The organism is Bacillus sp. SDLI1 (assembly GCF_001553895.1).
Lineage (GTDB): Bacteria > Bacillota > Bacilli > Bacillales > Bacillaceae > Bacillus > Bacillus siamensis.
Genome location: NZ_CP013950.1, coordinates 1,142,399 through 1,166,865, shown reverse-complemented (window position 1 = coordinate 1,166,865; position 24,467 = coordinate 1,142,399). Strand labels below are relative to the sequence as shown.

At 49.4% G+C, this 24,467-nt stretch carries 23 protein-coding genes; 10 read left to right on the top strand and 13 right to left on the bottom strand.

Going from position 1 to position 24,467, the window contains the following annotated elements; translation table 11 throughout:
- Nucleotides 1-16 precede the first annotated feature (16 nt).
- Nucleotides 17-376 carry a YhjD family protein gene (locus AUL54_RS05260; protein ID WP_060963130.1) on the bottom strand — a complete coding sequence of 120 codons (360 nt, stop codon included), beginning with the start codon at nt 374-376 and terminating at the stop codon, nt 17-19.
- Nucleotides 377-526: 150 nt separating this feature from the next.
- Here AUL54_RS05260 and AUL54_RS05255 point away from each other — a divergent pair, with 150 nt between their 5' ends.
- From AUL54_RS05255 to AUL54_RS05240, 4 genes are all read left to right on the top strand, one after another.
- Complete coding sequence (locus AUL54_RS05255; protein WP_016938301.1) at nt 527-1,153, top strand: TVP38/TMEM64 family protein; 627 nt, start codon at nt 527-529, stop codon at nt 1,151-1,153.
- A complete protein-coding gene (gene lepB, locus AUL54_RS05250) occupies nt 1,150-1,665 on the top strand; it encodes a signal peptidase I (RefSeq protein ID WP_045925291.1) in 516 nt (171 codons plus the stop codon). The genes AUL54_RS05255 and lepB overlap by 4 nt, the downstream gene beginning before the upstream one ends.
- A gap of 145 nt (nt 1,666-1,810) precedes the next feature.
- A complete protein-coding gene (locus AUL54_RS05245) occupies nt 1,811-3,289 on the top strand; it encodes a monooxygenase (RefSeq protein ID WP_060963129.1) in 1,479 nt (492 codons plus the stop codon).
- 88 nt (nt 3,290-3,377) lie between these two features.
- Nucleotides 3,378-3,899, top strand: coding sequence for a MarR family transcriptional regulator (locus AUL54_RS05240; RefSeq protein WP_060963128.1), 522 nt, complete (start codon nt 3,378-3,380; stop codon nt 3,897-3,899).
- Between the two features lie 36 nt (nt 3,900-3,935).
- On the opposite strand, the gene AUL54_RS05235 is transcribed toward AUL54_RS05240, so the two are convergent.
- From AUL54_RS05235 to AUL54_RS05215, 5 genes are all read right to left on the bottom strand, one after another.
- A complete protein-coding gene (locus AUL54_RS05235) occupies nt 3,936-5,093 on the bottom strand; it encodes an AbrB family transcriptional regulator (RefSeq protein ID WP_016938296.1) in 1,158 nt (385 codons plus the stop codon).
- 164 nt (nt 5,094-5,257) lie between these two features.
- Nucleotides 5,258-6,454 carry an MFS transporter gene (locus AUL54_RS05230; RefSeq protein ID WP_060963127.1) on the bottom strand — a complete coding sequence of 399 codons (1,197 nt, stop codon included), beginning with the start codon at nt 6,452-6,454 and terminating at the stop codon, nt 5,258-5,260.
- Between the two features lie 15 nt (nt 6,455-6,469).
- Nucleotides 6,470-7,093 carry a TetR/AcrR family transcriptional regulator gene (locus AUL54_RS05225; RefSeq protein WP_060963126.1) on the bottom strand — a complete coding sequence of 208 codons (624 nt, stop codon included), beginning with the start codon at nt 7,091-7,093 and terminating at the stop codon, nt 6,470-6,472.
- 208 nt (nt 7,094-7,301) lie between these two features.
- Nucleotides 7,302-7,811, bottom strand: a complete 510-nt coding sequence (locus AUL54_RS05220; RefSeq protein ID WP_060963125.1) for a ferritin-like domain-containing protein — start codon at nt 7,809-7,811, stop codon at nt 7,302-7,304.
- Between the two features lie 68 nt (nt 7,812-7,879).
- Nucleotides 7,880-8,590, bottom strand: a complete 711-nt coding sequence (locus AUL54_RS05215; RefSeq protein ID WP_060963124.1) for a DUF421 domain-containing protein — start codon at nt 8,588-8,590, stop codon at nt 7,880-7,882.
- Between the two features lie 144 nt (nt 8,591-8,734).
- On the opposite strand from AUL54_RS05215, the gene addB reads away from it, so the two are divergent.
- From addB to AUL54_RS05190, 5 genes are all read left to right on the top strand, one after another.
- Complete coding sequence (gene addB, locus AUL54_RS05210) at nt 8,735-12,235, top strand: helicase-exonuclease AddAB subunit AddB (protein WP_060963123.1); 3,501 nt, start codon at nt 8,735-8,737, stop codon at nt 12,233-12,235.
- Complete coding sequence (addA, locus tag AUL54_RS05205; protein ID WP_060965056.1) at nt 12,222-15,926, top strand: helicase-exonuclease AddAB subunit AddA; 3,705 nt, start codon at nt 12,222-12,224, stop codon at nt 15,924-15,926. The genes addB and addA overlap by 14 nt, the downstream gene beginning before the upstream one ends.
- 63 nt (nt 15,927-15,989) lie before the next feature.
- Nucleotides 15,990-17,162 (top strand): exonuclease subunit SbcD, encoded by a 1,173-nt coding sequence (gene sbcD, locus AUL54_RS05200; protein WP_047476740.1) that lies wholly within the window; start codon nt 15,990-15,992, stop codon nt 17,160-17,162.
- Nucleotides 17,159-20,551: an exonuclease subunit SbcC gene (sbcC, locus tag AUL54_RS05195; protein ID WP_060963122.1), complete on the top strand. Its 3,393-nt coding sequence runs from the start codon at nt 17,159-17,161 to the stop codon at nt 20,549-20,551. Before sbcD ends, sbcC begins: the two co-directional genes overlap by 4 nt.
- A gap of 15 nt (nt 20,552-20,566) precedes the next feature.
- A complete protein-coding gene (locus AUL54_RS05190; RefSeq protein WP_017417418.1) occupies nt 20,567-20,860 on the top strand; it encodes a hypothetical protein in 294 nt (97 codons plus the stop codon).
- Nucleotides 20,861-20,900: 40 nt separating this feature from the next.
- Here AUL54_RS05190 and AUL54_RS05185 read toward each other — a convergent pair whose 3' ends face one another.
- The 7 genes from AUL54_RS05185 to AUL54_RS05155 form a co-directional block, all read right to left on the bottom strand.
- Entirely contained in the window at nt 20,901-21,119 is a 219-nt protein-coding gene (locus AUL54_RS05185) for a spore germination protein (protein WP_003155143.1), read from the bottom strand.
- Between the two features lie 39 nt (nt 21,120-21,158).
- A complete protein-coding gene (locus tag AUL54_RS05180; RefSeq protein WP_060963121.1) occupies nt 21,159-21,554 on the bottom strand; it encodes a spore germination protein GerPE in 396 nt (131 codons plus the stop codon).
- The gene (locus AUL54_RS05175) at nt 21,554-21,730 is read right to left on the bottom strand and encodes a hypothetical protein (RefSeq protein ID WP_003155141.1); all 177 of its coding nucleotides are present in this window, start codon (nt 21,728-21,730) and stop codon (nt 21,554-21,556) included. The genes AUL54_RS05180 and AUL54_RS05175 overlap by 1 nt, the downstream gene beginning before the upstream one ends.
- Complete coding sequence (locus AUL54_RS05170; protein ID WP_060963120.1) at nt 21,727-22,344, bottom strand: spore germination protein GerPC; 618 nt, start codon at nt 22,342-22,344, stop codon at nt 21,727-21,729. Before AUL54_RS05170 ends, AUL54_RS05175 begins: the two co-directional genes overlap by 4 nt.
- Before the next feature lie 34 nt (nt 22,345-22,378).
- Entirely contained in the window at nt 22,379-22,615 is a 237-nt protein-coding gene (locus AUL54_RS05165; protein WP_007409164.1) for a spore germination protein GerPB, read from the bottom strand.
- 12 nt (nt 22,616-22,627) lie between these two features.
- Complete coding sequence (locus AUL54_RS05160; protein ID WP_060963119.1) at nt 22,628-22,849, bottom strand: spore germination protein; 222 nt, start codon at nt 22,847-22,849, stop codon at nt 22,628-22,630.
- Nucleotides 22,850-23,040: 191 nt separating this feature from the next.
- Nucleotides 23,041-23,259, bottom strand: a complete 219-nt coding sequence (locus tag AUL54_RS05155; protein ID WP_060963118.1) for an aspartyl-phosphate phosphatase Spo0E family protein — start codon at nt 23,257-23,259, stop codon at nt 23,041-23,043.
- A gap of 215 nt (nt 23,260-23,474) precedes the next feature.
- Here AUL54_RS05155 and AUL54_RS05150 point away from each other — a divergent pair, with 215 nt between their 5' ends.
- The gene (locus tag AUL54_RS05150; protein ID WP_060963117.1) at nt 23,475-24,380 is read left to right on the top strand and encodes a fumarylacetoacetate hydrolase family protein; all 906 of its coding nucleotides are present in this window, start codon (nt 23,475-23,477) and stop codon (nt 24,378-24,380) included.
- Nucleotides 24,381-24,467 lie beyond the last annotated feature (87 nt).

Genomic DNA, 24,467 nt, shown 5'->3' with positions numbered 1-24,467 from the left:
CAGTCCCGGCTGCTTTTTAAATGGTCGCAAGAGACAGGTAATATTCCACTAAGGCGGTTACCTGTTCCCGTATTCTCGGGTTGAAATAACGGTGTTTTTCTTCATAGCCGTTAATGGTGCATATATAAAGCGTAAATGCTTCATCTCTTTGGGCTTCGTATATGTTGATTTTACGCTTTCTTAACTCTTTTCGAACATCACTCAAATCCTTTTGTGCTAATTTTAAAGAGCAGCTGATAAGCTGTTTATAGGGTTGTTTTAATTTGAACGGGCACGAATCAAGCGCTTCGAAATCCCGATTCAGAATGGCGGCCGCCATGGGCAGAAACAGCCCTTTTTCGATGAGGTCGCGGGTGCCGCTCCGGATGTCAGGCATAAATACTCCTTCTTTCTTAAAAGGGAACGTTTGTTCTTATTTTATACTCACTTACACGATATTTCAAGTCGGAAAATCTCGTAAACATTTTCGTTTTTTGGAGATAATGTGTAGAATAAGGATAGACAAACTCGTTAAGGAGTATAAACGTTGGAGCAATTTTTATCATATTTCACTGAGGAACAGCTGACGGAATGGTTCCAAAGCTATAGAGCTTTCGGCCCGGCGGCTGCGGTTTTACTGCCTTTTATTGAAGCGTTTCTTCCGTTTTTGCCGCTTGTTGTATTTGTGGTGGCGAATACGAATGCATTTGGGCTGTGGGAAGGTTTTTTTCTGTCGTGGCTCGGATCTGCGGCAGGATCACTGCTTATGTTTTATGCCGTCCGCCGTTTCGGACAGAAAAGAGCTTTCGGTTTCATCCGCAGGCATCAGACCATAAGGCGGATGATGCTGTGGGTTGAGCGGCACGGTTTCGGTCCGCTGTTTATTTTACTTTGCTTCCCCTTTACGCCGTCCGCTGCGGTTCATATCGTTGCCGGCCTGTCACGTGTGGGGGCGCTGCAGTTTGTATCAGCCGCCGCTATGGGGAAAATGGTCATGATCTTTATGATCAGCTTTATCGGGTATGACCTTCACGCGCTCTTTACACAGCCTTTCAGGATGGCGGGCGCCTTAACGGTGATCGCGGTGCTGTGGTATGCAGGAAAGCATATCGAACGGCGTTTACAGACGAGGATCAGTCAGCATGAGAAAGACGGAGGGAGACAGGAATCTTGAAAAAACGATTTTGGTTTATAGCCGGCGTGCTTATCGTTGTTTTGGCCATACAATTAAAAAATGCCATTTTTATTGATTACAAAGTCGAAGGAATCAGCATGAATCCGACCTTTAAACAAGGAAATGAGCTGATAGTCAACAAGTTTTCCCATCGTTACAAAACGATCCGCCGTTTCGATATTGTCCTGTTTAAAGGCCCGCACCACAAAGTGCTGATCAAACGTGTCATCGGGCTCCCGGGCGAGTCGATCGCTTACAGGGAAGACCAGCTGTATGTGAATGGAAAACGGGTTTCAGAACCGTTTTTAAAACCGTTAAAGTCATCATTGTCCGCAGGCAGCCATGTGACCGGTGATTATACATTGAAGGAAACGACCGGGCGCAAAAGCATACCGAAAGGACAATATTTCGTTATTGGCGACAATCGCATATACAGCCTCGACAGCCGTCATTTCGGACCGATTAAGGATAAAGACATCGTCGGGGTGATCAGTGAATCAGACGCCAAGTGAACGGCGTCTTTTTTTCGGAAATGATTGTCAAAAAGCAGAGGGAAGACTATAATGAGGATTGTTACGCGTGAAACAAAAATCAGGTGTTTTATTTTTAGTGATTTTGTTGCGTTTGTAACAAAAAATATGAAAGAGGGCTGATGAGATGGAAACACAGGCTGCCATTATCGGGGGAGGTCCGGTCGGGCTTATGCTTGCATCAGAACTGGCACTGGCCGGAGTGAAAACGACTGTCATTGAACGATTGAAGAAGACGGTGCCCTATTCCAAGGCGCTTATTATGCATCCGCGCACACTGGAGCTTTTTGCCATGAGAGGCATATTGGAACGCTTTTTGGATAAAGGGACGAAGGTGTCATCCGGCCATTTTTCGATGCTGGATACACGGCTGGATTTTTCCCGGCTGGATTCTAAGCAGAATTATTCGTTAATGCTGCCTCAGGCAGATACGGAGCGGCTTTTGGAAGAATATGCATCAAGTTTAGGCGCAGATATCATCCGCGGGGCGGAAGCGGTGTCCGTTACCCAGACGGATGACGGAGTGGAGACGGTGTTCCGGGATGAAAGCGGTATCCGCACCCTGCGCAGCTTATATGCCGCGGGTACAGACGGAGCGGGGAGCATTGTCCGGAAACAGGCGGGCATCGCTTTTTCGGGCACTGATGCCGACTTAATAGGAACCCTCTGTGATGCCGTTTTGAAAACTCCGCCTGAATCTGCCTTCTTTTCAACGTGCCGTCTGGCGGGATCGGTTGTCATTGTCCCTCTTACGGACGGGCTTTTCCGCGTCCTGATCGTTTCTCCGCACGCTCCGCAAAAGCGGAAAGAAGAGCCGGTCACAGAAAAAGAGCTGAAAGAAGACCTGCGGCAGATATGCGGCACTGATTTCGGATTGAGTGATCCGGTGTGGACGTCAAGGTTCGGCAATGCCGAGCGTCAGGCCGAACAATACCGCTCAGGCCGGGTTTTTGTGGCCGGTGATGCGGCGCATATTCATTTTCCCGCAGGCGGCCAAGGGCTGAACACGGGGCTTCAGGATGCCTTCAACCTCGGCTGGAAGCTGGGGGCGGAAATGAAGGGGAAAGCGGCGCCTCATCTTCTGGACAGCTATCATCAGGAAAGGCACAGCGCGGGAAAAGAAGTGTTGCACAATATAAAAACCCAGATCAAGCTCATGGATTTTACCGAGTCAGGGATGGCATTAAGAGATACGATGACCGCTTTGCTCGATTTTCAGGAGGCCAACCGTTTATTGGCGGGAAAAGTATCCGCGCTTGATCTGCATTATGAACCGGACCCGGAGCTGCCGCCGCATATCCTGAACGGAAAACGGCTGCCCGATATAGAGCTGATTCTTTATGACGGCCGGGCGGCCCGGCTGTATGATTTTCTTCACAAAGGCGGCTTTGTGCTGCTATCATTAAGAGGAAGCATTCCTGCCGATATTGATACGGACAGCGTGGCGACTGTCAGGGCGGCGCTTTCTGAAACACGTGCCGGCTGGGGTGACGTCTATTCTGTTTTGATCCGGCCGGACGGCCACGCGGCTTGGGCGGCCGGCGGCTCGGGACGTGAAGCGGAAGAAGCCGTACTGGCCGGTTTGGAGAGATGGGGACTTATCTGATACCCTTTTATGCGCCTGTGTGATTGTTTCTTCCGTAACAAAACGTTATAGTAAAAGAAACAATTCATACGGAAGGGGTGACCCGCAGTTGGACAGAAGACAGCCAGACCATGCAAAACACATGATTCTTGAAGGGCTGACAGACATTTTCCACGAGCAGGAGAGGTGTCAGGAGGACATCAGGGCGTCGTTGGCCGGACGGATGGACGAACTCCGAGAAGAAAACGGCAAAAAACTTCAGCTGACCTTGACGGAAATACACATTTTATCTTGTATCGGAGATCATGAACCGATCAATGTCACATCAATAGCAGAAAAAATGAAGACGACAAAACCGACCGTGTCGAGAAGCTGCGCGAAGTTTTTGGAAGCCGGCTTTCTGCGCAGAATCCGGCTGAGCGACAATAAAAAAGAAGTCTATTTCCGGCTGACTCCTGCCGGAAAAGAGCTGCATTCCCTTCATCACGAATACCACGAAATGATAAAAAAGCGGTTCTTGGCATTTTTGGACCGCTATACAGATGAAGAACTGTTATTTGCTGAACGGCTGTTCCGTGATCTTTCAGCAAACTGGCGCTCTGTAAATGGCGTCGGGCAGCTGTTGAAATAAAAAAACACGCATATGGATGCGTGTTTTTTATTCGGCTCATGTTCCTCTTTCTGCCCGGCCTCTATCGCCGTGCGCCTTTTTCAGCTGAGAAAGGTGGTGCAGCAGGCGATAGAAGGGCGGAAGCATGGCGATGACGAGAACGATCCTGATGACCTGAACCGCGACGACGAAAGTCGAGTCCTCATGCAGCGTGATCGAAGTCGCCGCCATCTCGGCGATTCCGCCGGGAGAGAAGGCGAGAACGGATGTAATCATGGAGATGCCCGTTAATTTAGAAACGGCAACCGCACTAAGGATCATTGCGGCGATTAATCCGACGGAGGAAATAAATCCGATCGTAAGCACTCTGGACACGCCGGTGAACATGCTTTTGTACATTTTCGAACCGATTGTGGCGCCGAGAAAAATTTGTGACAGCTGGTTCGCTTCCGGCGGCCACCAGGCCAGCATGTCTTTTCCCGCTAAAGCCGACACGCCGATTTCCGCGGCAGCAACGCCGATCATGCTGCCGAGCAGCCAAGGAGCGGGAAATTTCAGCCGTTTTGCGGCCTTACTTGCAAGCCAGGCAGCCAAAATAAATCCGGCCGTTAACAAGACGGGAATAAGGCCCGGATGTGAAGCTCCTGCTGAAACGGCTCCGGCTGATGTCTGAGCCGTACCGTTTTGTTTGGTAAATAAGAAAATGACGAGAAACGGTATTGTCATGACAACCAAAAGGACGCGTGTCAGCTGAATGAGACTTACAATCGCGGTATTTGCGCCGACTTCCTGGGCGATACCGGGCATGGCGGATAAACCGCCCGGCGCCGTTCCTACAAAGCTTGTCATCATGTCCGTCCGGCTGAACCGAAAGAGCACATATCCGGAAACAAGCGCCATCGCGATAGAGAAAATCAGCATGAAGCCAACCGGCAGCCAATGATCCCGTAAAACTGAAAGAACGGACAGGTTCAGTTTTTGGCCGAGTTCGATGCCGAGAATCATTTGTCCCGCCGCAAGCCATCTGCGGTTAATCCCTCTTCTGTCAGCCGCCATGAACAGCCAGCGGGGCCTCGTCATGGAGAGGATGCAGCCGGCGGCCAGCGTTCCGAGCATCCAGGCGATCGACATTCCTGTAAGCGAAAGAAGAAACCCCCCTGCCGCACTGATGAGAATAAACCAGATATCCGTAAGGAGATGTTTGTCTTTCTTCAATGAAAACCCTTCTTCCTGAAACATTCATATTAAATTGTTAAGCTCGTTAACCTTACTATTACTATAGTATAGATTTTGAGATAAATAAATGATGAATTATTTCTCATAATCCATTCATTTTTCTTATCATAAACAAAAAAGCTCCGGAGAAGGGGGAGTGCACCCTACTCCGAAACCTCGCCGGTCTTTCCTTTCCACACAAGGGTCAGTCCCAGACCGAGACATAAGACCACGCCTGCGAACAGAAACGGGAAGTGAATATTCATATCAAATAAAATACCGCCCAGAGCCGGGCCAAAAATGGTGCCTAAACTCGTGTATGTTGAATTCATTCCGGCGACAAACCCCTGCTGATTTCCTGCGATTTTCGATAGGAAAGTGGTCAGTGCCGGGCGCAGTAAATCAAACGCAAGGAATATAATGCAGGTGACAGCAAGCACGGGCAAAAATCCTGACATCACCGTAGAAACGAAAGCCAGCACAGCCCCGATGACCAGACAAAGCTGAATGACTTTTTTCTCCCCGAGGAAGTTGACAAGCTTGCCGAATGCGAGCACTTGGATGATGACCGCAACAATGGAGCTGAACGTAATAATAACGGCGATATCCTTTGGCGTAAAGCCGAATTTATGATTTGTAAATAAACTGAACACCGTTTCGTACGCCGACAGCCCGAATGCCAACACAAAGACGATAATAAAGGCGATCAGATAGCTTGGATGAATTGACTTTTTCAAATCTTTTAAGAAGGTTGACTCTTTGACGCTTTCCATCTGCTGGGCGCGTTCCTCTTTAGTTAATGGCTCTTTCAGCATAAAGACAGAGGAAATCACTGCGATAAATGCAATTCCCGCCGCAAAGAAAAACGGCATACGGACACCGTGATCGGCAATAAATCCTCCTATGCCGGGCCCGATGATAAACCCTGTGCTGATGGCGGCAGATACATAGCCCATCGCCTTAGATCTTTCCTGCACTGTCGTAATATCTGCGACATACGCTGTAACAGCGGGCATGATAAAAGCGGCGCTGACGCCCCCCAGCACCCTTGCAAAATACAAAACGTAGACATGTGTGCCCAACCCGAAGGTCAGCTCGGATAACGCGAACAGAAACAGCCCGGCGAGAATCATGATTTTTCTGCCGAAGCGGTCAACCCATCTTCCCGCAATGGGGGATGTGATTAATTGCGCGACGGCAAAGGCAGCGACAAGGTATCCCATTGTGCTGCCCGTCAAGTGCATCACATTCATAAACAGCGGCATAACGGGAATAATTAACCCAATCCCTAAAAACGCAATAAATATGTTGCTTAATAAGATGATGAGTACAGCTTTTTGTTCTCTAATCGGTTTTTGCATGTTGTTTCTCCTTTATCAGCTGCCCTGATTCTGTTGATCTGCATTGATGACTCCGTGAATAAACACGGAGATGGCTTCTATTTGCAATTCTCTTCTTTGCTGAATGGAATCGTTTTTATATAACACATCCAACCCGTAAAAGACGGACAGCAGGATTTTCACTTTTGATTCGACATGATGAATGGACCAGCTGCCGTCTTGATTTCCCTCTGTTAAGATCTCTCTCATCACATCGTCATATTCAATATCAATTTTGTTGAGACGTTTTACGACCTCCTCCGACGTAAACGCGCTCGCATAAAACTCTTCACTTGCTCTCATCAGCGGGTAATTGATGCTCATCCGGCTGAGCAGTTCCGCAAAGCCCGTCAGCTTTTCGGCAGCGTCTTTCAGATCAGCTTCCATTTCCCTCCACGTCTCGATCATCACGCGGTGATCCTCTTCCATGATATGAAGAAACAGAAACTCTTTTCCTTTAAAATGATGATAAAGATTGCCTTTGCTGATCTCGGCCGCCTCTAAGATATCCCGGATTGAGGTTTCTGAATAACCTTTTTTTGCAAATAAGTCACGCGAAGCGGATACGAGCTTTTTCTTCGTCTTTTCGCTCTTTCCGGCGCCGCCTTTTGTATTTGTCACATCACACAAATCCTTTCCGCCAAGTGAGGCTCGGTTCCTTAAAAACCGACCGGTTGGTTTATTTTATTATAAAGTGTTTTTGCTGATTATACAATGAAGAAGTCGGCGGTTTTTTAGAGAGGTCACGCAGCTTGAAAAATAAACCCCATTCTCTCCTATTGAAAGAATGGGGTTTGTCTGCGGCCTGAATGCTCCCGGCGGGGGAGCGTTATTTTCCGGTATTTGCCTGGGTATAGCTCGTGTTCGGCGCGTTTGATACCGTCCCTCCTGTGTGGTGGGAAGGAGAGTGGGTCATATCGTATAAAAACCAGACGGCATGACGCTGCTCGTCAAATGCCGTGCGGGCAAATAACCGCTTTGCTTCCGGGTGCACCGCTCTATCGGATGCCTGCAAATAAAAATCATTCGTTTTCTGCTCATCATAAAACGCCGCCCTCAGTCCTTCTCTGTATGTGTGCGGACAAAGTTCCGTCTGTTTCGGCGTCAACTGGTTTCCGGTAATTGAAGTATACAGTGAGGAGAAGGCATGCAGGTGGCGCATTTCTTCCTCTCTGATATGTTCGATTCGTCTTCTGATTTCTGCGGTCGGCGCTTTTTCGGCTAATATCGAGTAGCAGATCACAGCGCTGTATTCGCCGTTAATGGATTTTATCAGATCTTTTATAAGAACAGAGTCGTCGCCGCAGACGGCTGTATAATGAAAAAAATTCTCGTGCATTGGACTCACCCCCGGATGTTTATAGGGTATTATACGGCGATAGCCCGTGACATGTGCGGATATCATGCTTATTCTTGATCAAGCGGCGATGTGATATGGTCATTATATGTATCGACAAACAGCTGGCCGTTGCTTCCGCGCACCGCGTATACGACCTCTTCGGGTGTAAGGTTTCTCTTGTCTAATTCTTCTCTGAGCCATTTTTCCGATACGCGGTTTTCTTCGAAATTCTTCGTCACCAGCTGGCCGTCCATAATGAGCTCAACGGCAAAGTTCTTTTCGTGTCCTGCAAAAATGCCGAGATCCTGTCTTGTAACGGGCGCGAATTCCGGTTTGACCTCCACGGACATGCTGCCGTTTGTTTCAATGATGGCCGTCTGAACCTGAGAAATGTCAAATACATCATTTACACGAAGCTGCTGGTTCAGGTAGTCGAGGGTATAGCGCATCGTTTTCATATTATGCTCAAGTATTTTTCCGTTTTGAATGATAATGGTCGGTTTGCCCGCAAAGAAACCCCTGGCGGTTCTGTTTTTCATAGAAAGATATGCGACCAGGTAAATGATGACCACAAAAATCGTGTAAGCACTGACAGTAAAATGAATCGGCAGTTTTGTATTAAACGACAGATTGGCTGTGATGGCGCCGAGCGAGATGGCCGCAATGAAATCAAAAAGCGTCATCTGTGAAATGGTTTGTTTTCCGAGTATCCGGGCGCCGATAAACAAAATGCTGAACGACAGAATCGTTCGCACAATCACTTCGAGATATTCTGACATTATATTTAATCCTTTTTTTCTTTAATCTGGTCAAGAATGATATTTTTTAAAACAGTCATCCCGTTTTTACCAGCAGATGAGATTGGTCATTTTCGTCAACTTTCGATAAAATGTAGAAAGAATAAAAGAGAGGGGTCTTCTAATTTGGGTGTTGAGTTTTTAGTAGGCAGATCGGGGAGTGGGAAAACGAGGCTGATTATCGACAGCATTCAAGATGAACTGCGCCGGGAGCCGTTCGGGAAACCGATCATTTTTCTAGTCCCGGATCAAATGACGTTTTTAATGGAATATGAGCTTGCTAAAACGCCGGATATCGGCGGCATGATACGCGCTCAAGTGTTCAGTTTTTCGCGTTTGGCGTGGCGCGTGCTTCAGCATACCGGAGGCATGAACCGTCCGTTTGTGACGACGACGGGTGTGCAGATGCTGTTGAGGAAGCTGATTGAAGAGCATAAGCACGATTTTAAAGTGTATCAAAAAGCGAGTGACAAAGCCGGGTTCACTGAGCAGGTGGAACGGATGCTGACAGAGTTTAAGCGTTACTGTATTGAGCCTGAAGACGTCCGCCGCATGGCGGAAAGCGGAACGGCGTCAGAATATCGCGGAGAGCGGATGCTGTCTGAAAAACTTCATGACTTAGGCATTTTATATCAGCAGATGGAAAGAAGCCTCGCCGGCCACTATCTGCATTCAGAGGATTATTTGACGCTGCTCGCCCAGCAGCTTCCGTTAGCGGATGTTGTAAAAGGCGCCAGAGTTTACGTCGACGGCTTCTATCAATTTACACCGCAGGAATTAAGGGTGCTGGAGCAGCTGATCATGCATGCTGAACATGTCACATTCTCGCTGACGGCGGACAGCCCTTCGGGAGAACAGGCACCGGATGAGCTCAATCTGTTCAGAATGACGGGAAGCACATACTATAAGCTTTATCAGATGGCAAAGGAATTGAATGCCGATATTTCCTGCAAGGAACTGCATGGCACGAAACGGCATCAGCATGTGCCGGAGCTTGCCTGTTTAGAATCGCAGTACGATGTGCGTCCCGCTGCGGCGTATACCGGCGGGCAGGAAGCGTTTACCGTCATACAGGCGCAAAACAGAAGAGCCGAGCTTGAGGGTATTGCCCGGGAAATTCAATCACTTGTCCGGGACGGAGGATACCGGTACAGGGATATGGCGATTCTCATCCGTCAGCCGGAAGATTATAAAGATTTGCTGAAGGAAGTGTTTGCAGATTACGGGCTTCCTTATTTTATTGACGGAAAAGCTTCTATGCAGCATCACCCGCTTATAGAATTCATCCGTTCAAGTTTGGATGTCGTAAAGGGGAACTGGAGATATGAAGCGGTGTTCCGCTGTGCGAAAACCGAACTGTTATTCCCGCTTGATCAGCCGGTGCAGAAAATAAGAGAGCAGGTCGATCAGCTTGAAAACTATTGTATCGCCTACGGAATTAAAGGGGAGCGCTGGACGAACGGCGAGCGGTTTGTATACAGGCGCTTCGTATCGCTCGATGAGGATTTCGCGCAGACGGATCAGGAAATAGAGATGGAGCAAATGCTGAATGAGACGAGAGAATGGATGGCCGCGCCCCTCGTCCGGCTTCAGAACCGGATGAAAAAAGCGAAAACGGTTCAAAGCATGGCGGAAGCTCTTTATCTCTTTTTGGAAGATACCGATGTTCCCCTGAAGCTGGACCGGAAAAGGCAGCAGGCCGAAGAGGCCGGAAACATGATCGAAGCGCAGCAGCACGGCCAGGCATGGGACGCCGTTATCCAGCTTCTCGAGGAGTTTGCCGGCATGATGGGTGAAGATGAAATGTCTTTGGCGCTGTTCCAGCAAATGCTTGAAACGGGAACCGAATCACTTCATTTTTCTTTAATTCCCCCTGCGCTTGACCAAGTGTTTGTAGGGAATATGGACCTGTCAAGAATGTACGGCACGTCCTGCACGTTTGTCATCGGGGCCAATGACGGCGTTCTTCCTGCGCGCCCGGATGAAAACGGCGTGCTGTCCGATGATGACCGGGAGTGGCTGAGAGCGGTCGGAGTGGAGCTGTCTTCCGCGGGGCGTGAGCGGCTGCTTGATGAGCATTTTCTCATCTATATGGCGCTGTCAAGTCCGTCTGACCGTCTGTATGTGTCATATCCGATTGCCGATGCGGAAGGAAAAACGCTCCTGCCGTCAATTGTTGTAAACAGGCTTGGCGAGCTGTTTCCCGATCATCAGGAAAAACTGTCGGCTGCTGATCCCGAGCAGGTAAGTGAAGAAGAGCAGCTTCAGTATCTCGTCAATAAACAGGTGGCACAGACGTATACGGCAAGCCAGCTCAGGCTGTGGACAAGAGAGTATGAAATCAGTGATGTATGGTGGAGCGCATACAATGTGCTGATGAAAGAGCCTGATCACCGGCGCGCGAAAAAGCTGTTTTCAAGCCTGTTTTTCCGCAATGAGGCGAAGCGTCTTGAACGTCCTGTTTCGCGCCAGCTTTACGGCGAGCACATTAAAGGAAGCGTCTCCCGGATGGAGGCGTTTAATGCCTGCCAGTTTTCTCATTTTGCATCTCACGGGCTGCAATTAAAAGAGCGGCAGTTTTTCAAGCTGGAAGCGCCGGATATCGGACAGCTGTTTCACTCCAGCCTCAAGCTGATTTCAGACCGGCTTCGTGAGCAGAAGCTGGAATGGCGCGATCTGACGAAAGATCAGTGCCGGAATTTCTCCTATGAAGCGGTGGAACGGCTTGCGCCAAGGCTGCAAAAGGAAATTCTGCTCAGTTCAAACAGACACTTTTATGTGAAGGAAAAACTGCAGAAGATCGTCACGCGTGTCTCAGGCATATTAAGCGAGCATGCGAAGGCGAGCGGTTTTGTCCCGATCGGCCTTGAACTCGGTTTCGGCGGAAACGGTCCGCTGCCTCCGCTCACTTTCACGCTGAAAAACGGCTGTACGATGGAACTCGTCGGCCGGATCGACCGCGTGGATAAAGCGGAAAGTTCAAAAGGCCTGCTGCTTAGAATCGTGGATTACAAATCAAGCGACAAGGGGCTTGATCTGGCTGAGGTATATTACGGGCTCGCTCTGCAAATGCTCACGTACCTTGACTTATCGATTACACATTCAGCGGATTGGCTCGGCATGAAAGCGACCCCCGCAGGCGTTTTGTATTTCCATATCCATGATCCGATGATTCAGGCCAGTCTGCCGATGGGGCTTGATGAAATCGAGCAGGAAATTTTCAAGAAATTTAAAATGAAAGGCCTTCTCCTCGGTGACCGGGAGGCAATCAGCCTGATGGACACGACTTTGGAGGAAGGACGTTCAAATATCATTAATGCCGGTTTGAAAAAGGACGGTTCTTTAAGATCCGATTCAGCCGCAGTCAGCGAACGGGATTTTCATCTCCTGACAGACCATGTGCGGCGGACATTTGAACAGGCGGGCGAAGCGATAACGGACGGGCTTGTGTCCATTACCCCGTATAAGCTGAAAGATAAGACGCCTTGTACGTACTGTGCGTTTAAATCGGTGTGCCAGTTTGATGAGTCCCTTAAGGAAAATGAATACCGCAGCCTGAAAGCGGAAAAAGACGGCACCATACTGGATTGGCTGAAAAAGGAGGCGGATGATGATGCAAATTCCTAAACCGAAAGACAGCATATGGACGGATGACCAATGGAGCGCCATCGTTTCTTCCGGCCGCGATATTCTGGTCGCTGCCGCAGCCGGATCAGGTAAAACGGCCGTGCTCGTGGAACGGATGATCAGAAAGATAACCGCGGATGAAGATCCGGTTGATGTTGACAGGCTCCTTGTGGTGACCTTTACAAACGCCTCAGCAGCGGAAATGAAGCATCGGATCGCTGAAGCATTAGAAAAAGAGCTCGCCAAAAATCCGGGATCTCTCCATATCAGACGGCAGCTCTCTCTATTAAATCGGGCGAGCATTTCGACGCTGCACTCTTTCTGTCTGCAGGTGCTTAAAAAATATTATTATATGATTGATCTTGACCCGGGCTTTCGGATGGCTGACCAGACGGAAGGCGAATTGCTCGGAGACGAAGTCCTTGATGAGCTGTTTGAGGATGAATACGCAAAAGGGAATCAAGCGTTTTTTGAGCTTGTGGACAGATATACGACGGACAGGCATGATTTGGATCTTCAAGATCTCGTCAAGCGGGTGTACGAGTATTCACGGTCTCATCCTGATCCGGAAGCGTGGCTGAAAAGCTTTGTCCGCCTATATGATGTGACGGAAGAAAGCAAAATGGAAGAGCTGCCGTTTTACGAGTATGTGAGAGAAGATGCTGAAATGGCGCTCTTCGGGGCAAAGCAAAAGCTTGAAAAGGCGCTTGAACTGACAAAAGCGCCCGGCGGGCCGGCGCCGCGCGCTGATCATTTTTTGGATGATCTTCAGCAGATAGAAGAGCTGATCAGCTGCCGGCATGACTTTGAGGCGCTGTATGAACGGGTTCCCGCGGTCACATTTAAGCGGGCTAAGGCGGTAAAAGGTGATGAATTTGACAAGGCGCTTTTGGATGAAGCGACCGATTTGCGAAACGGCGCGAAAAAACTGATCGAAAAGTTAAAGACCGATTACTTTACAAGAAGCCCGCAAGATCATGTAAAGAGTTTAACAGACATGAAGCCTGTCATTGAAACGCTCGTTCAGCTCGTGATATCGTACGGAAAACGATTTGAAGCGGCGAAACAAGAAAAATCAATCATTGATTTCTCAGATTTGGAACATTACTGTCTGGCGATTTTAACTGCGGCTGATGAAGACGGCCGGCGGGTGCCGAGTGAAGCGGCCGTTTATTATCAAGAGCAGTTCCATGAGGTTCTGGTTGATGAATATCAAGATACCAATCTTGTACAGGAATCTATTCTGCAGCTTGTGAAAAGCGGGAATGAAGAGGCGGGAAATCTGTTTATGGTAGGCGATGTCAAACAATCGATCTACCGATTCAGACTTGCCGAGCCGCTGCTGTTTCTCGGGAAATATAAAAGGTTTACAGAAAGCGGGGAAGGCGCGGGACAGAAAGTTGACCTGAACCAAAACTTCCGCAGCCGCTCCGATATTTTGGACAGTACGAATTTCTTGTTTAAGCAGCTGATGGGCGGCAAAATCGGCGAAGTGGACTACGATGAACAGGCGGCATTGAAACTCGGTGCGTCGTATCCGCCGAATGACGCGGCAAAAACGGAACTGCTGCTCATTGACAGCGCTGATGGCGCAGACAGCTCCGAGGATGCCGAAGACTTTGAAACTGTGCACTGGGAAGCGAAAGCGATAGCCGGGGAGATCCGAAAGCTTGTCTCATCTCCGTTTAAGGTATATGACGGCAAAACAAAAACACACCGGAATATCCAGTACCGGGATATCGTAATTTTGCTGCGTTCCATGCCTTGGGCGCCGCAATTGATGGAAGAACTGAAAAACCAGGGCATTCCGGTTTACGCCAATTTGACGTCGGGTTATTTTGAAGCCGTGGAGGTGGCTGCGGCGCTTTCGGTCTTAAAGGTGATTGACAACCCGTATCAGGATATTCCGCTTGCTTCCGTATTGCGCTCGCCCATTGTCGGCTGTGACGAAAATGAACTTGCGCTGATACGACTGGAAAAGAAAAAAGCGCCGTTTTATGAAGCGCTGAAAGCATATATAGCGAACGGTGACAGACATGATGAGCTGTATCAAAAGCTGAGAACATTTTATGACCATCTGCAAAAGTGGCGGTCATTCTCGACGAATCATTCGGTAGCTGAGCTGATTTGGGAAGTATACCGCGATACCGGGTATTTTGATTATGCAGGCGGCATGCCTGGCGGAAAGCAGCGCCAGGCCAATCTGCGCGTCTTGTATGACCGGGCGCGCTCGTACGAAGCGACGGCGTTCCGCGGGTTATTCCGCTTTTTGCGGTTCATTGAACGGATGCAGGAGCGCGGCGATGATCTGGGGACGGCGCGGGCGCTCAGCGAGCAGGAGGATGTCGTGCGGCTGATGACGATCCACAGCAGCAAAGGACTTGAATTCCCCGTCGTTTTCACTGCCGGACTCGGCAGAAGTTTTAATATGATGGATCTCAACAAATCATATCTGCTTGATAAAGAGCTCGGTTTCGGAACGAAGTATATTCATCCGGAACTCAGAATCAGCTATCCGACTCTGCCGCTTGTGGCGATGAAGAAAAAAATGCGCAGAGAGCTTTTATCAGAAGAATTGCGCGTGTTATATGTGGCGCTGACAAGAGCGAAGGAAAAGCTGTTTCTCATCGGTTCCTGCAAAAACCGGGAAAAACAGCTGGCTAAATGGCAGGCGCAAGCGGACAGGGCCGACTGGCTTCTCTCTGAATTCGACCGCTATCAGGCGGCATCTTATTTGGACTTTATCGGGCCGGCGCTTATCCGCCACCGTGACATGGAGGCGCACAGGCCGCCGGGTCTTTCGGCTCCGGAGGATATCGCGCACGACCCGTCCCGTTTTCATATCCGGATGCTGCAGCAAAGTGAACTGCTGGAAGATAACCCAAAAGAACGTGCTGAAGAAAAGAGCAAACGTCTCAAGGCGATTCAGCAGGGCGAGCCGATTCCTGATTCGTTTTCATTTGATGATCAGGCGCGCCGTCTCCTTGAATGGGAATACCCGTACCGAGAGCTGACGGCTATCAGAACGAAGCAGTCAGTTTCTGAGCTGAAGAGAAAGCAAGAATACGAGGATGAATACAGCGGCCGCTCTCTCATCAAACCGTCAGGGGACACGCTTTTATACAGGCGTCCCGGTTTTATGATGAAAAAAGGGCTGACAGCCGCCGAAAAAGGGACGGCGATGCATACGGTGATGCAGCATATACCGCTGACGCACGTTCCGACTGCCGAAGAAGCGGAGCGGACGGTTCAGACGCTTCACGAAAAAGAGCTGCTGACAGAAGAACAGCGGGACGCTATTGATATCGAAGACATTATACAGTTTTTCGAAACTGAAATCGGGAAAGATCTTCTCGGGGCGCGGCGGATTGATCGGGAGGTGCCGTTCAGTATGGCGCTTCCGGCCGGCGAGGTGTACAAGGATGCCGAAACGGCCGGTGAACCGCTGCTCGTGCAGGGGATTATTGACTGCCTCTACGAAACGGCGGACGGACTCTATTTGCTGGACTATAAAACAGATCGGATAGAGGGGAAATTCCGGAACGGATTTGAAGGCGCGGCCCCGATCCTGCAAAAAAGGTATGAAACACAAATCGAATTGTATACAAAAGCGATTGAACAAATTACAAAAACGAAAGTGAAAGGGCGTGCGCTCTATTTCTTCGATGGAGGTCACGTTCTTACACTGTAACAAGATCCGAAGCTCCTTTTTGGAGCGGATCTTTTTTTCTATCAGAAAAGTGAGGTGAATGCTATGCGCATTTTACATACAGCTGACTGGCATCTCGGCAAAACGCTTGAAGGCAGAAGCCGGCTGAGTGAGCAGGCCGAGGTATTGGAAGAGCTGAATACCATTGTCAAAGAAGAAAACATTGATGCGGTCATTATGGCAGGAGATGTATTTGATACGGTCAATCCGCCTGCGCTCGCTGAACAATTGTATTATGAAAGTCTTTCCGCGCTTTCTGACGGCGGAAAACGCCCGGTTGTCGTCATTGCCGGAAACCATGACAATCCTGACAGGCTGGCGGCGGCTTCTCCGTTAACAGATGAGCGGGGCATTCATTTAATCGGCTATCCGCGGACAGAACCCGTCCATATCGAGGTGCCGTCGGCGGGCGAGCTGTTAGCCGTAGCCGCGCTGGCCTATCCGTCAGAAGCGAGATTAAACGAAGTGCTGTCTGATACGTTTGAGGAAAAGCTTCTTCGCGATCATTACGATGTGAAAATCAGAGAGGCGTTTGCCCGCATGTGCGGACTGTGCCGGGATGATGCCGTGAAAGTCGCGGCGAGCCATATTTATGTCGCGGGAGGAAATCAGACCGATTCAGAGCGTCCGATTGAAGTCGGGGGCGCCTACACGGTCGCCGCAGAAAGCCTGCCGGCTGATGCGGCTTATGTGGCCCTCGGCCATCTCCACCGTCCGCAAACGATCAAGCGCGCCAAAACGGCTGCCCGCTATTCCGGCTCTCCGCTGGCATACAGCTTTTCAGAAGCCGGTTATGCCAAATCGGTGACGGTGGTAGAAGCGAAGCCCGGAGGAGAAGCGAAGTGGGAAGAGATTTTTCTGTCCTCGGGTAAACCGCTCGTTAAATGGAAAGCGCAGGGGCTGAGCGAGGTTCACGGCTGGCTTGATGAAGGGCGTGACCGGAATGCCTGGATCGATCTTGATATCCATTTGACGGATCAGCTTTCTCTTGAGGAAATTCACCGGCTGAGAAAGGCGCATCCCGGCTTTATCCATATCAGGCCGGTTTTTGAAGAAAAAGAGACAGGCAATGACCGGATTGAAGTGAAGCATATATCAATTGAGGACCGATTTAAGAAGTTTTATGAAAAGCAAACAGGCGGCGCCGTGCCGGATGAGGAGATGGTCAAGCTGTTTTTAGAGCTTGCGTCAGCAGATGATGAGGAGGATGCGACATGAAGCCGATTCTGTTAACGATAAAAGGGCTTCACAGCTTCAGAGAAGAACAGACGATTGATTTTGCCGGACTGTCCGGAGCAGGCGTGTTCGGAATTTTCGGCCCGACGGGAAGCGGAAAGTCGTCGATCCTTGATGCCATGACACTCGCTTTATACGGAAAGGTGGAGCGCGCCGCAAATAATACGCACGGCATCCTGAACCATGCCGAAGATCAGCTCGCCGTCTCTTTTACATTCGCGCTTCAATCAGGCCACCGGGTGTCCTATAAGGTCGAGCGCGTTTTTAAGAGAACGGATGAAACGAAAGTGAAAACCGCCCTCTGCCGCTTGATTGAAATCAAAGACGAACAAACCGTGCTTGCTGATAAAGCGAATGAAGTGAACAAAAAGGTGGAAGAGCTTCTTGGCCTGACCATTGACGACTTTACAAGAGCCGTCGTGCTGCCGCAAGGGAAGTTTGCCGAGTTTCTGTCGCTTAAAGGCGCGGAAAGAAGACATATGCTGCAGCGTCTTTTTAATCTGGAACAGTACGGGGACAGGCTTGTCAAAAAACTGCGGAAGCGCGCGCAGGAAGCGGCGGCGAAAAAAAATGAAATGCTTGCCGAACAATCCGGCCTCGGAGACGCGGGTGAAGATGCGCTGAAGCAGGCGGAACAGCAGTTTCACGAAGCGAACGCACGGCTTGAAGCAGCTGAGGAGAAACGGGTCCGGGCAAAAGAGCGTTTTGAAAGTCACCAGGAGATTTGGAACCTGCAGACAGAAAGAGATGAATATGAGCGCCGCCTGAAAAAGCTTGAGGACAGGCGCCCGTATATCACGGATTTGACTGAGCGTCTTAAAGAGGCGGAAACCGCTCTCGCCCTTGAGCCGTACGCAGAACGCTATTCGGAAGCCGTACGCCGGCAGCAGCGCGCCGAACAGGAGCACGAACTGGCCAAACGGAAATCAGAGGCGGAAACCGCTTCATTTACCCGGCAAAATGAAGCCTATGAAGCGTGGCGGGTTCATAAGGCTGAACAAGAGCCGAAGCTTGTCAAGGAAGAAGAATTGTATCAAAGATTGTCAGCCGTTGAACAAAAGCTGCTTGAAGCAAAAAAAGAAGCGGAACAAACAAAGGCGGAGCACCGTAAAAAAGAGGAAGAATACGAAGCCGCCTCGAAACAGCTGAACGCAGTGAAAGACCGCCTGATCCGCGGCCAAAACAGGCAGAATGAGCTGAAAGAAGAGCTGAAGGCAGTTCAGGTGACCGCTGATGAACGGAAAAAATGCCAGACCGCCGCACAGCTGGCAGCCGGCTTTCAGCAGACACAGGAACAAATCACGAAAGAACGGGCCAATCTGACAACGCAGATGAAGAACATGGAGAAGCTGAACGGAGAAAGCGAGGCGCTCAGCGCAAAGGCGAAAACGGAACAAGAAGACATTACGCGCGCTTATCAAACGCTTCAAACCGTTTACCATATGGTCTGTGAAACGGAACGGTCACTAAAAGCCGCAGCCGAACGGGCCGGCAAAACGCAAGCCGACCTGCGCAGGCGCTCAGAGGAAGCGAGAACGGCTGCATTAACGAAAGAATTATCGGAAAAACTGATTGAAGGAAAGCCTTGTCCTGTATGCGGCTCGACGCAGCATGACCGTCCGCGCTCCGCTCATGAAACACATTCGCCAGATACGGATGTGCAGGAACGTTTGCAGCAGGTTGAAGCGCTGCTGTCCGAGGCGGCGGCTCTTTCTCAGGAAGTGCTGACGGCCAAGGTTGCATTAGAAGAGCAGTCGGGGCGTTTTACCGAAGAATGTCCGTTCCTGCAAAGCGCCCGGACCCCAGAGCTGGAAGCCGCTTCTTCCATCAGCGGCCGTCCGCTTGATGAAGCGTTCAGCGCCGTCCGCTTGGAATGGAAACAAATGAAGCAGGATATGCTGTCGGTAAAAGAGAAGGTCACGAGACTGATCAGCGCGTATCAGCAGACGGTGAAACAAGCTGAGCAGCTGGCTGAACGAATCCGCTATGAGGAAAAAGAAGCCGATCGCCTCAGACATTCATTACAAGAGCTTGAATCACTCTCAGAAAGCCGCTTAAATCAGTACAACGAAGTCTGCGGGGATATTCCGGTAAATGAGGTTGACGCCTGGCAGGCTTCGATAGACGATAAAGACCGGCAGGCAGAAGAGTTTGAGAAGCGCATTGAAACGAGCATCGCATTTCTCAAGGAACATGAAGAAGAGAAAGAGCGGCTGCAGGAGAAGAAGCATCAGCTTGAACGGGAACGGCTCGAGCTTCACTATGCAGCAGAGCGCCTGCAGCAGGTGATTGACGGGTATGAACAAGAGCTCGGCACAGCAGCAGAAGAAACATCAATTTCCGCAAAGCTTGAAGCGGTACGGCAGGAATTACAGCTGTTAAAAACGAAAGAACAGTCCTTATTCGATGCGCTGAAGCAGGCTCAGCAATCACTGAATGACGCAAAAGGCCGGGAATCCGGAAGTCTCATGTCACTGCGGGACGCTGAATCCGCCCTTGAGAAAGCGCAAAATGACTGGCGCGTGAGGTCAAAAGACACCGGGTTTACCGAGCCGGACCAAGTCAAAAAAAGTCTGCTTCCGCAAGGGCGTGCAGAGGAAATGAAAAAAGAAATTGATGAGTTCCTGGACACCTCAAAACAGCTATCGGCAAATATCAGCCGTGTTACTGATAAATTAGCCGACCGCCGGATATCAGAGGAAGAATGGACAGCATCCGTTTCTCTGCTGAAGCAGGCAGAGGCTGAGTCAGGCGCCGCCATGGAGGAAAAAGGAGCACAGGCAAAAGCCTTCGCGGTTATGCAAAAACAGCATAAGCGCTTTAAAGAGATTGAAGCCGAACTGAAAAGCTGGCAGACACAGATTGACAGGCTTGATAAGCTCCAGTCTGTATGTAAAGGCAATACATTCGTCGAATTTTTAGCGGAAGAACAGCTGGAAAGCGTGGCTCGGGACGCCTCTGCCCGTCTCGGAGCGCTGACAAGGCAGCGGTATGCCATATTAGTCGATTCAGAAGGCGGTTTCGTCATGCGTGATGATGCGAACGGAGGCGTCAAACGGCCCGTATCAAGCCTTTCCGGCGGGGAGACGTTTCTGACATCGCTGTCGCTTGCGCTTGCCTTGTCCGCCCAGATTCAGCTGCGGGGGCAATACCCGCTGCAATTCTTTTTCTTAGATGAAGGATTCGGGACTCTTGACCAAGGGCTCTTAGACACCGTTGTCACAGCGCTCGAAAAGCTGCAATCGGACAACTTATCCGTCGGAGTGATCAGCCATGTGCAGGAGCTGAGAGCGCGTCTGCCGAAAAAATTAATCGTTCATCCGTCCGAACCGGGCGGGAAAGGCACCCGGGTCACATTGGAGATCATGTAGAAAGGAGAAGGAATTATGGCCGATTCTGCCGAGGGCACATGTGAATTATGCGGCCGCCATCATGTGCGGCTGACGGAGCACCACTTAACGCCTAAGGAAGAAGGCGGGACATTCCTTCCGACCGCAATGCTCTGCATCCCTTGTCATAAACAGGTTCACGCGCTCTATACGAATCAGGAGCTTGCGGCAAGGCTCGCGGGAATAGAAGAGCTGCGGCGTGACCCGAAACTCGCGCGGTTTGTGAAATGGATCAGAAAACAGCCGCCAAAAAAGCTTGTAAAAACAAAAAAAGCAAATGAACGAACATAACGCCTAAAAAGCAGCCCTCTTCTGAAAGAGCGGCTGCTTTTTAGGCGTTTCCGACCACATTTTGATCGCTGACATCGGGGTCTATATAGTTTGTCGCATTGACAACGTTGTTTAATAACAGGAAATCTCCGGTATTGCCTGCTCCCGAACCGAGCGCAGATTTAGAAGAGCTTTTTGGAGAAAGATAAAAGGAATCACCAAAGTTTACGACTCCGCCCGATATGGAATTGATAGCTATAGGTCCGGTAATTGCTGGCATAAACGACACCCTTTATAGAAGTCTCACCGTCATTATATGTCAGGGCTGCTGTGATTGTGAGCTTGATGTGAAGATCTGCCTAATATGTTTCAGCCGCGAATCTCCCAGAACGATTGACGTCGATCCGATTTGAACCACGGACGCTGACGATACCCCTTGAACTTTCACATTCCTTACCCGAATTGAAGGGTTTTCATGGCAGAATGCGCTTTGGACTCCCGTTTCCGGTAACGGCATGACGGCCGGCTGCCGAAAGATCTGGTATTCTTTTTTGTTAAATGAGCCTTCATCATCTCTGTATACAGCAAGACTACGCTGATCGGCCAATACTGTGACCCGCATATTGATTTCATTCGTATCGCCTGCTTGAAAGACACTCGCAATTCCGACTGAATTGATTTTGGCGTTCCGGAGGCGTGAAATGCGCTTTAACATTATTCCGGCGCCAGCGGCACATAAGGCCCGATAATAAGAGATTCCGGAGGCGTGTCAAAGATGGAAGACAGATAGACGGAATCGGTGTCGCCGATTAATAATAAGGAAGAACTGGATACACCGGTAGACCGGATGTCGCCGACTTCAATATTCCGGTTAATCACTGTAAAAATCATGACGGATCATCACCTTTCATTTCACCAGGTATGTGCTTAATAAAGTGCTCGACGGCCCTGACAATATCACGCTTCACATGTTCGGCAATCTGCTCGGCATATTGCGCGGGCGCCGTATTTTCTTCTTTCGGGACATGGGACAGATAATACTGAATCCGGCTGTCCATCTGCTTTCTGATATCTTCAATAATATGATATTTGTTCGCTTCGTCCAGCCTGCTCTCATACTGAGTTTCGAGCTTCTCTAAAAGCGCGGGGATTTCTTCATTCAGATACATATCGACGTTTTGGCGGATTTGCTGCATTTGCTGGCCCGCCTGTTCCTGCTGCATCATTCCGACCTGCGGAGTTGTCTGGCCGACTTCAAAATTTTGCACGGCATTCGGATCAGTCGGATTCAATCCGATATTCAGCGTTCCTTCCAGCCGTTCAATTTTCAGCTGATCAAATTTATATTCGAGCCGATCAATCCTTGTGGAAGGCTGCTGTTTCAGTGTTGATATTTCACTCTGAAATTCTTTCAGCTGCCGTTCGAGCTCCTGAATCTGAAGCGCCTGCTGCTGGACGAAGGAATTTAAATTCTGCAGGTAGGATGAAACCGATTGATCATACATGACATTCACCTCGCGTCTCGTTTCCTTCATTGAACTACCGGCTTGGCGGCTGGAGCGGTACAAATGATGAGGTGCCGGGGCCTCCCCCTGTGGTTACAGTCTGCTGCCCCGCGGTGACAGGCGGCGCTGGCTCTACATAGCTCCCTGTGTTATACAGATTGGAAAGAGATTTAATTGAACCGGCGCTCCCGATTTGCAGTATGGAGGAATTGCTGACAGATTCTACACGCATGTAATTGATATGGATCGACTGATTGACGTAAAAATTCATACGGCGCCTCCTTTATGCGTTACCTGCCATCGGCTGATCGATTACATCATTATCGTACACATTCGTTGCATTCCTGTAATTCGTCAGTGTGAGATTGTCTCCGGTATTAAAGCTGCCCGCTCCGGCAAATGTCTTAACCTCTGCTTTTGGAGAAATGGTGATGCAGTCGCCTATATGAACGACTCCGCTCGTACCGACGGCATTAATTTTAAACGCTCCGACAATTGCGGGCATACGAGCACATCCTTTTCGTGAAAATTTTAATGGAATACACTCCAGGAGCTTATTTGGGCTGCCTGCCTAAAATAGCTTATGACAAACGCACATTTTTGTGAGCGGAAAAAACTTTAGGCATAAAAAAACACCGGCGCTTTAAGCATGCCGGGTCTTAAAACAAATGATTCAGATCTATATACATATCATGTTTATGAGAAAGCCTGTTTTTTTCCTGCTGTGTACTCCGGCTGAATCTGTGCGGCCGGGTTCATCCTGCCGTCTTTCGTTTGTTGGATGAGCCCGCCCCGGCACCCGTTTAAGAGGCTGTCCAGCTCCTGGCTGCACCTGATGGTCTCCGTCGCATTGATTCCGAATTTTTGCGCTGTCTCGAATAAAGTCAATCTTTTTTCTTCAATTTTTCTGTTCATCGTGCGATCTCCAATTCTCGATTATTTTGGAAAACATAGGATGATAATAGTATAACCTATTTTGGCTGAGAAGGTTTTATTTCGTCAATATGACTAAAAAAGTGACAATTTTTGATACTCTTTTACGATGATTTTCAGCCTGTTCAAAAGAGGAATTTCCCGCCTGCAGAAAGAATACATAAAGATGCCAGATTTAAAAATGATGGGGGATTAACATGAAATTTGCGACAGGGGAACTGAACAGCCGGAAATTTGTCGGTCTGATCATTGATGATGACAAAATCTTAGATCTGCAAAAGGCTGAAAAGAAACTGTTTGAACTTGAGACGATTCCGGGTTCGCTGATCGAGTGCATTCAAAAGGGGGAAAAGTTCGTCGCGCATGCCGGACAGCTTGCGGAATGGGCGAAAAAACCGAATGATGAGTCGGGTTCATTTATGTATGCGCTGTCTGACGTGAAGCTTTGCGCGCCTATTCCGAGACCTTCAAAGAACGTGATCTGCATCGGGAAAAATTACCGTGATCATGCCGTTGAAATGGGAAGCGAGGCGGATATCCCGGAGCATCCCATGGTTTTTACAAAAGCCCCGACCGCCGTTACGGGTCACGGAAAAACGGTGAAAAGCCACTTGGACGTAACGGAGCAGCTTGATTATGAAGGGGAGCTTGCGGTTATCATATCAAAAAGCGGATCACACATCTCCAAAGAACATGCGCTCGATCATGTATTCGGCTATACCATAGTAAATGATATAACAGCGCGCGATCTGCAGAAAAAGCATCAACAGTTTTTTATCGGCAAAAGCCTAGATACGACATGCCCGATGGGACCGGTCATTGTACATAAATCAGCTGTCAGTGATCCGCAAAGCCTGCAAGTTGAAACGCGGGTGAACGGGGAACTGCGCCAATCAGGATCAACGGGCGACATGATTTTTCCGATTGCTGAATTAATCGAGACGCTGTCAAAAGGAATGACGCTTGAAGCCGGGGACATTATCGCGACGGGGACGCCGTCCGGTGTCGGGAAAGGATTTAAGCCGCCGACATTTTTACAGCCGGGGGACCGCATTGATATTACAATTGAACCGATCGGCACGCTGTCGAACCAAATCGGATAATTGAGTGTTTTTCTTGAGAATGATTATGCTCACAGCGGCTTGTTGTGGTACCATAAGTGAGGCAGATTGATCTGATAGGGGGAATTG

Bases quoted from the DNA above. Each gene is read 5' to 3' on its own strand.
- AUL54_RS05170 (WP_060963120.1), bottom strand. From the start codon at position 22,344: ATGTATGATCAATCGGTTTCATCCTACCTGCAGAATTTAAATTCCTTC.
- AUL54_RS05150 (WP_060963117.1), top strand. From the start codon at position 23,475: ATGAAATTTGCGACAGGGGAACTGAACAGCCGGAAATTTGTCGGTCTG.
- AUL54_RS05165 (WP_007409164.1), bottom strand. From the start codon at position 22,615: ATGAATTTTTACGTCAATCAGTCGATCCATATCAATTACATGCGTGTA.
- AUL54_RS05245 (WP_060963129.1), top strand. From the start codon at position 1,811: ATGGAAACACAGGCTGCCATTATCGGGGGAGGTCCGGTCGGGCTTATG.
- sbcC (WP_060963122.1), top strand. From the start codon at position 17,159: ATGAAGCCGATTCTGTTAACGATAAAAGGGCTTCACAGCTTCAGAGAA.
- sbcD (WP_047476740.1), top strand. From the start codon at position 15,990: ATGCGCATTTTACATACAGCTGACTGGCATCTCGGCAAAACGCTTGAA.
- AUL54_RS05230 (WP_060963127.1), bottom strand. From the start codon at position 6,454: ATGCAAAAACCGATTAGAGAACAAAAAGCTGTACTCATCATCTTATTA.
- AUL54_RS05155 (WP_060963118.1), bottom strand. From the start codon at position 23,259: ATGAACAGAAAAATTGAAGAAAAAAGATTGACTTTATTCGAGACAGCG.
- AUL54_RS05175 (WP_003155141.1), bottom strand. From the start codon at position 21,730: ATGATTTTTACAGTGATTAACCGGAATATTGAAGTCGGCGACATCCGG.
- AUL54_RS05215 (WP_060963124.1), bottom strand. From the start codon at position 8,590: ATGTCAGAATATCTCGAAGTGATTGTGCGAACGATTCTGTCGTTCAGC.
- AUL54_RS05180 (WP_060963121.1), bottom strand. From the start codon at position 21,554: ATGTTAAAGCGCATTTCACGCCTCCGGAACGCCAAAATCAATTCAGTC.
- AUL54_RS05190 (WP_017417418.1), top strand. From the start codon at position 20,567: ATGGCCGATTCTGCCGAGGGCACATGTGAATTATGCGGCCGCCATCAT.
- addA (WP_060965056.1), top strand. From the start codon at position 12,222: ATGCAAATTCCTAAACCGAAAGACAGCATATGGACGGATGACCAATGG.
- AUL54_RS05220 (WP_060963125.1), bottom strand. From the start codon at position 7,811: ATGCACGAGAATTTTTTTCATTATACAGCCGTCTGCGGCGACGACTCT.
- AUL54_RS05185 (WP_003155143.1), bottom strand. From the start codon at position 21,119: ATGCCAGCAATTACCGGACCTATAGCTATCAATTCCATATCGGGCGGA.
- AUL54_RS05160 (WP_060963119.1), bottom strand. From the start codon at position 22,849: ATGCCCGCAATTGTCGGAGCGTTTAAAATTAATGCCGTCGGTACGAGC.
- AUL54_RS05260 (WP_060963130.1), bottom strand. From the start codon at position 376: ATGCCTGACATCCGGAGCGGCACCCGCGACCTCATCGAAAAAGGGCTG.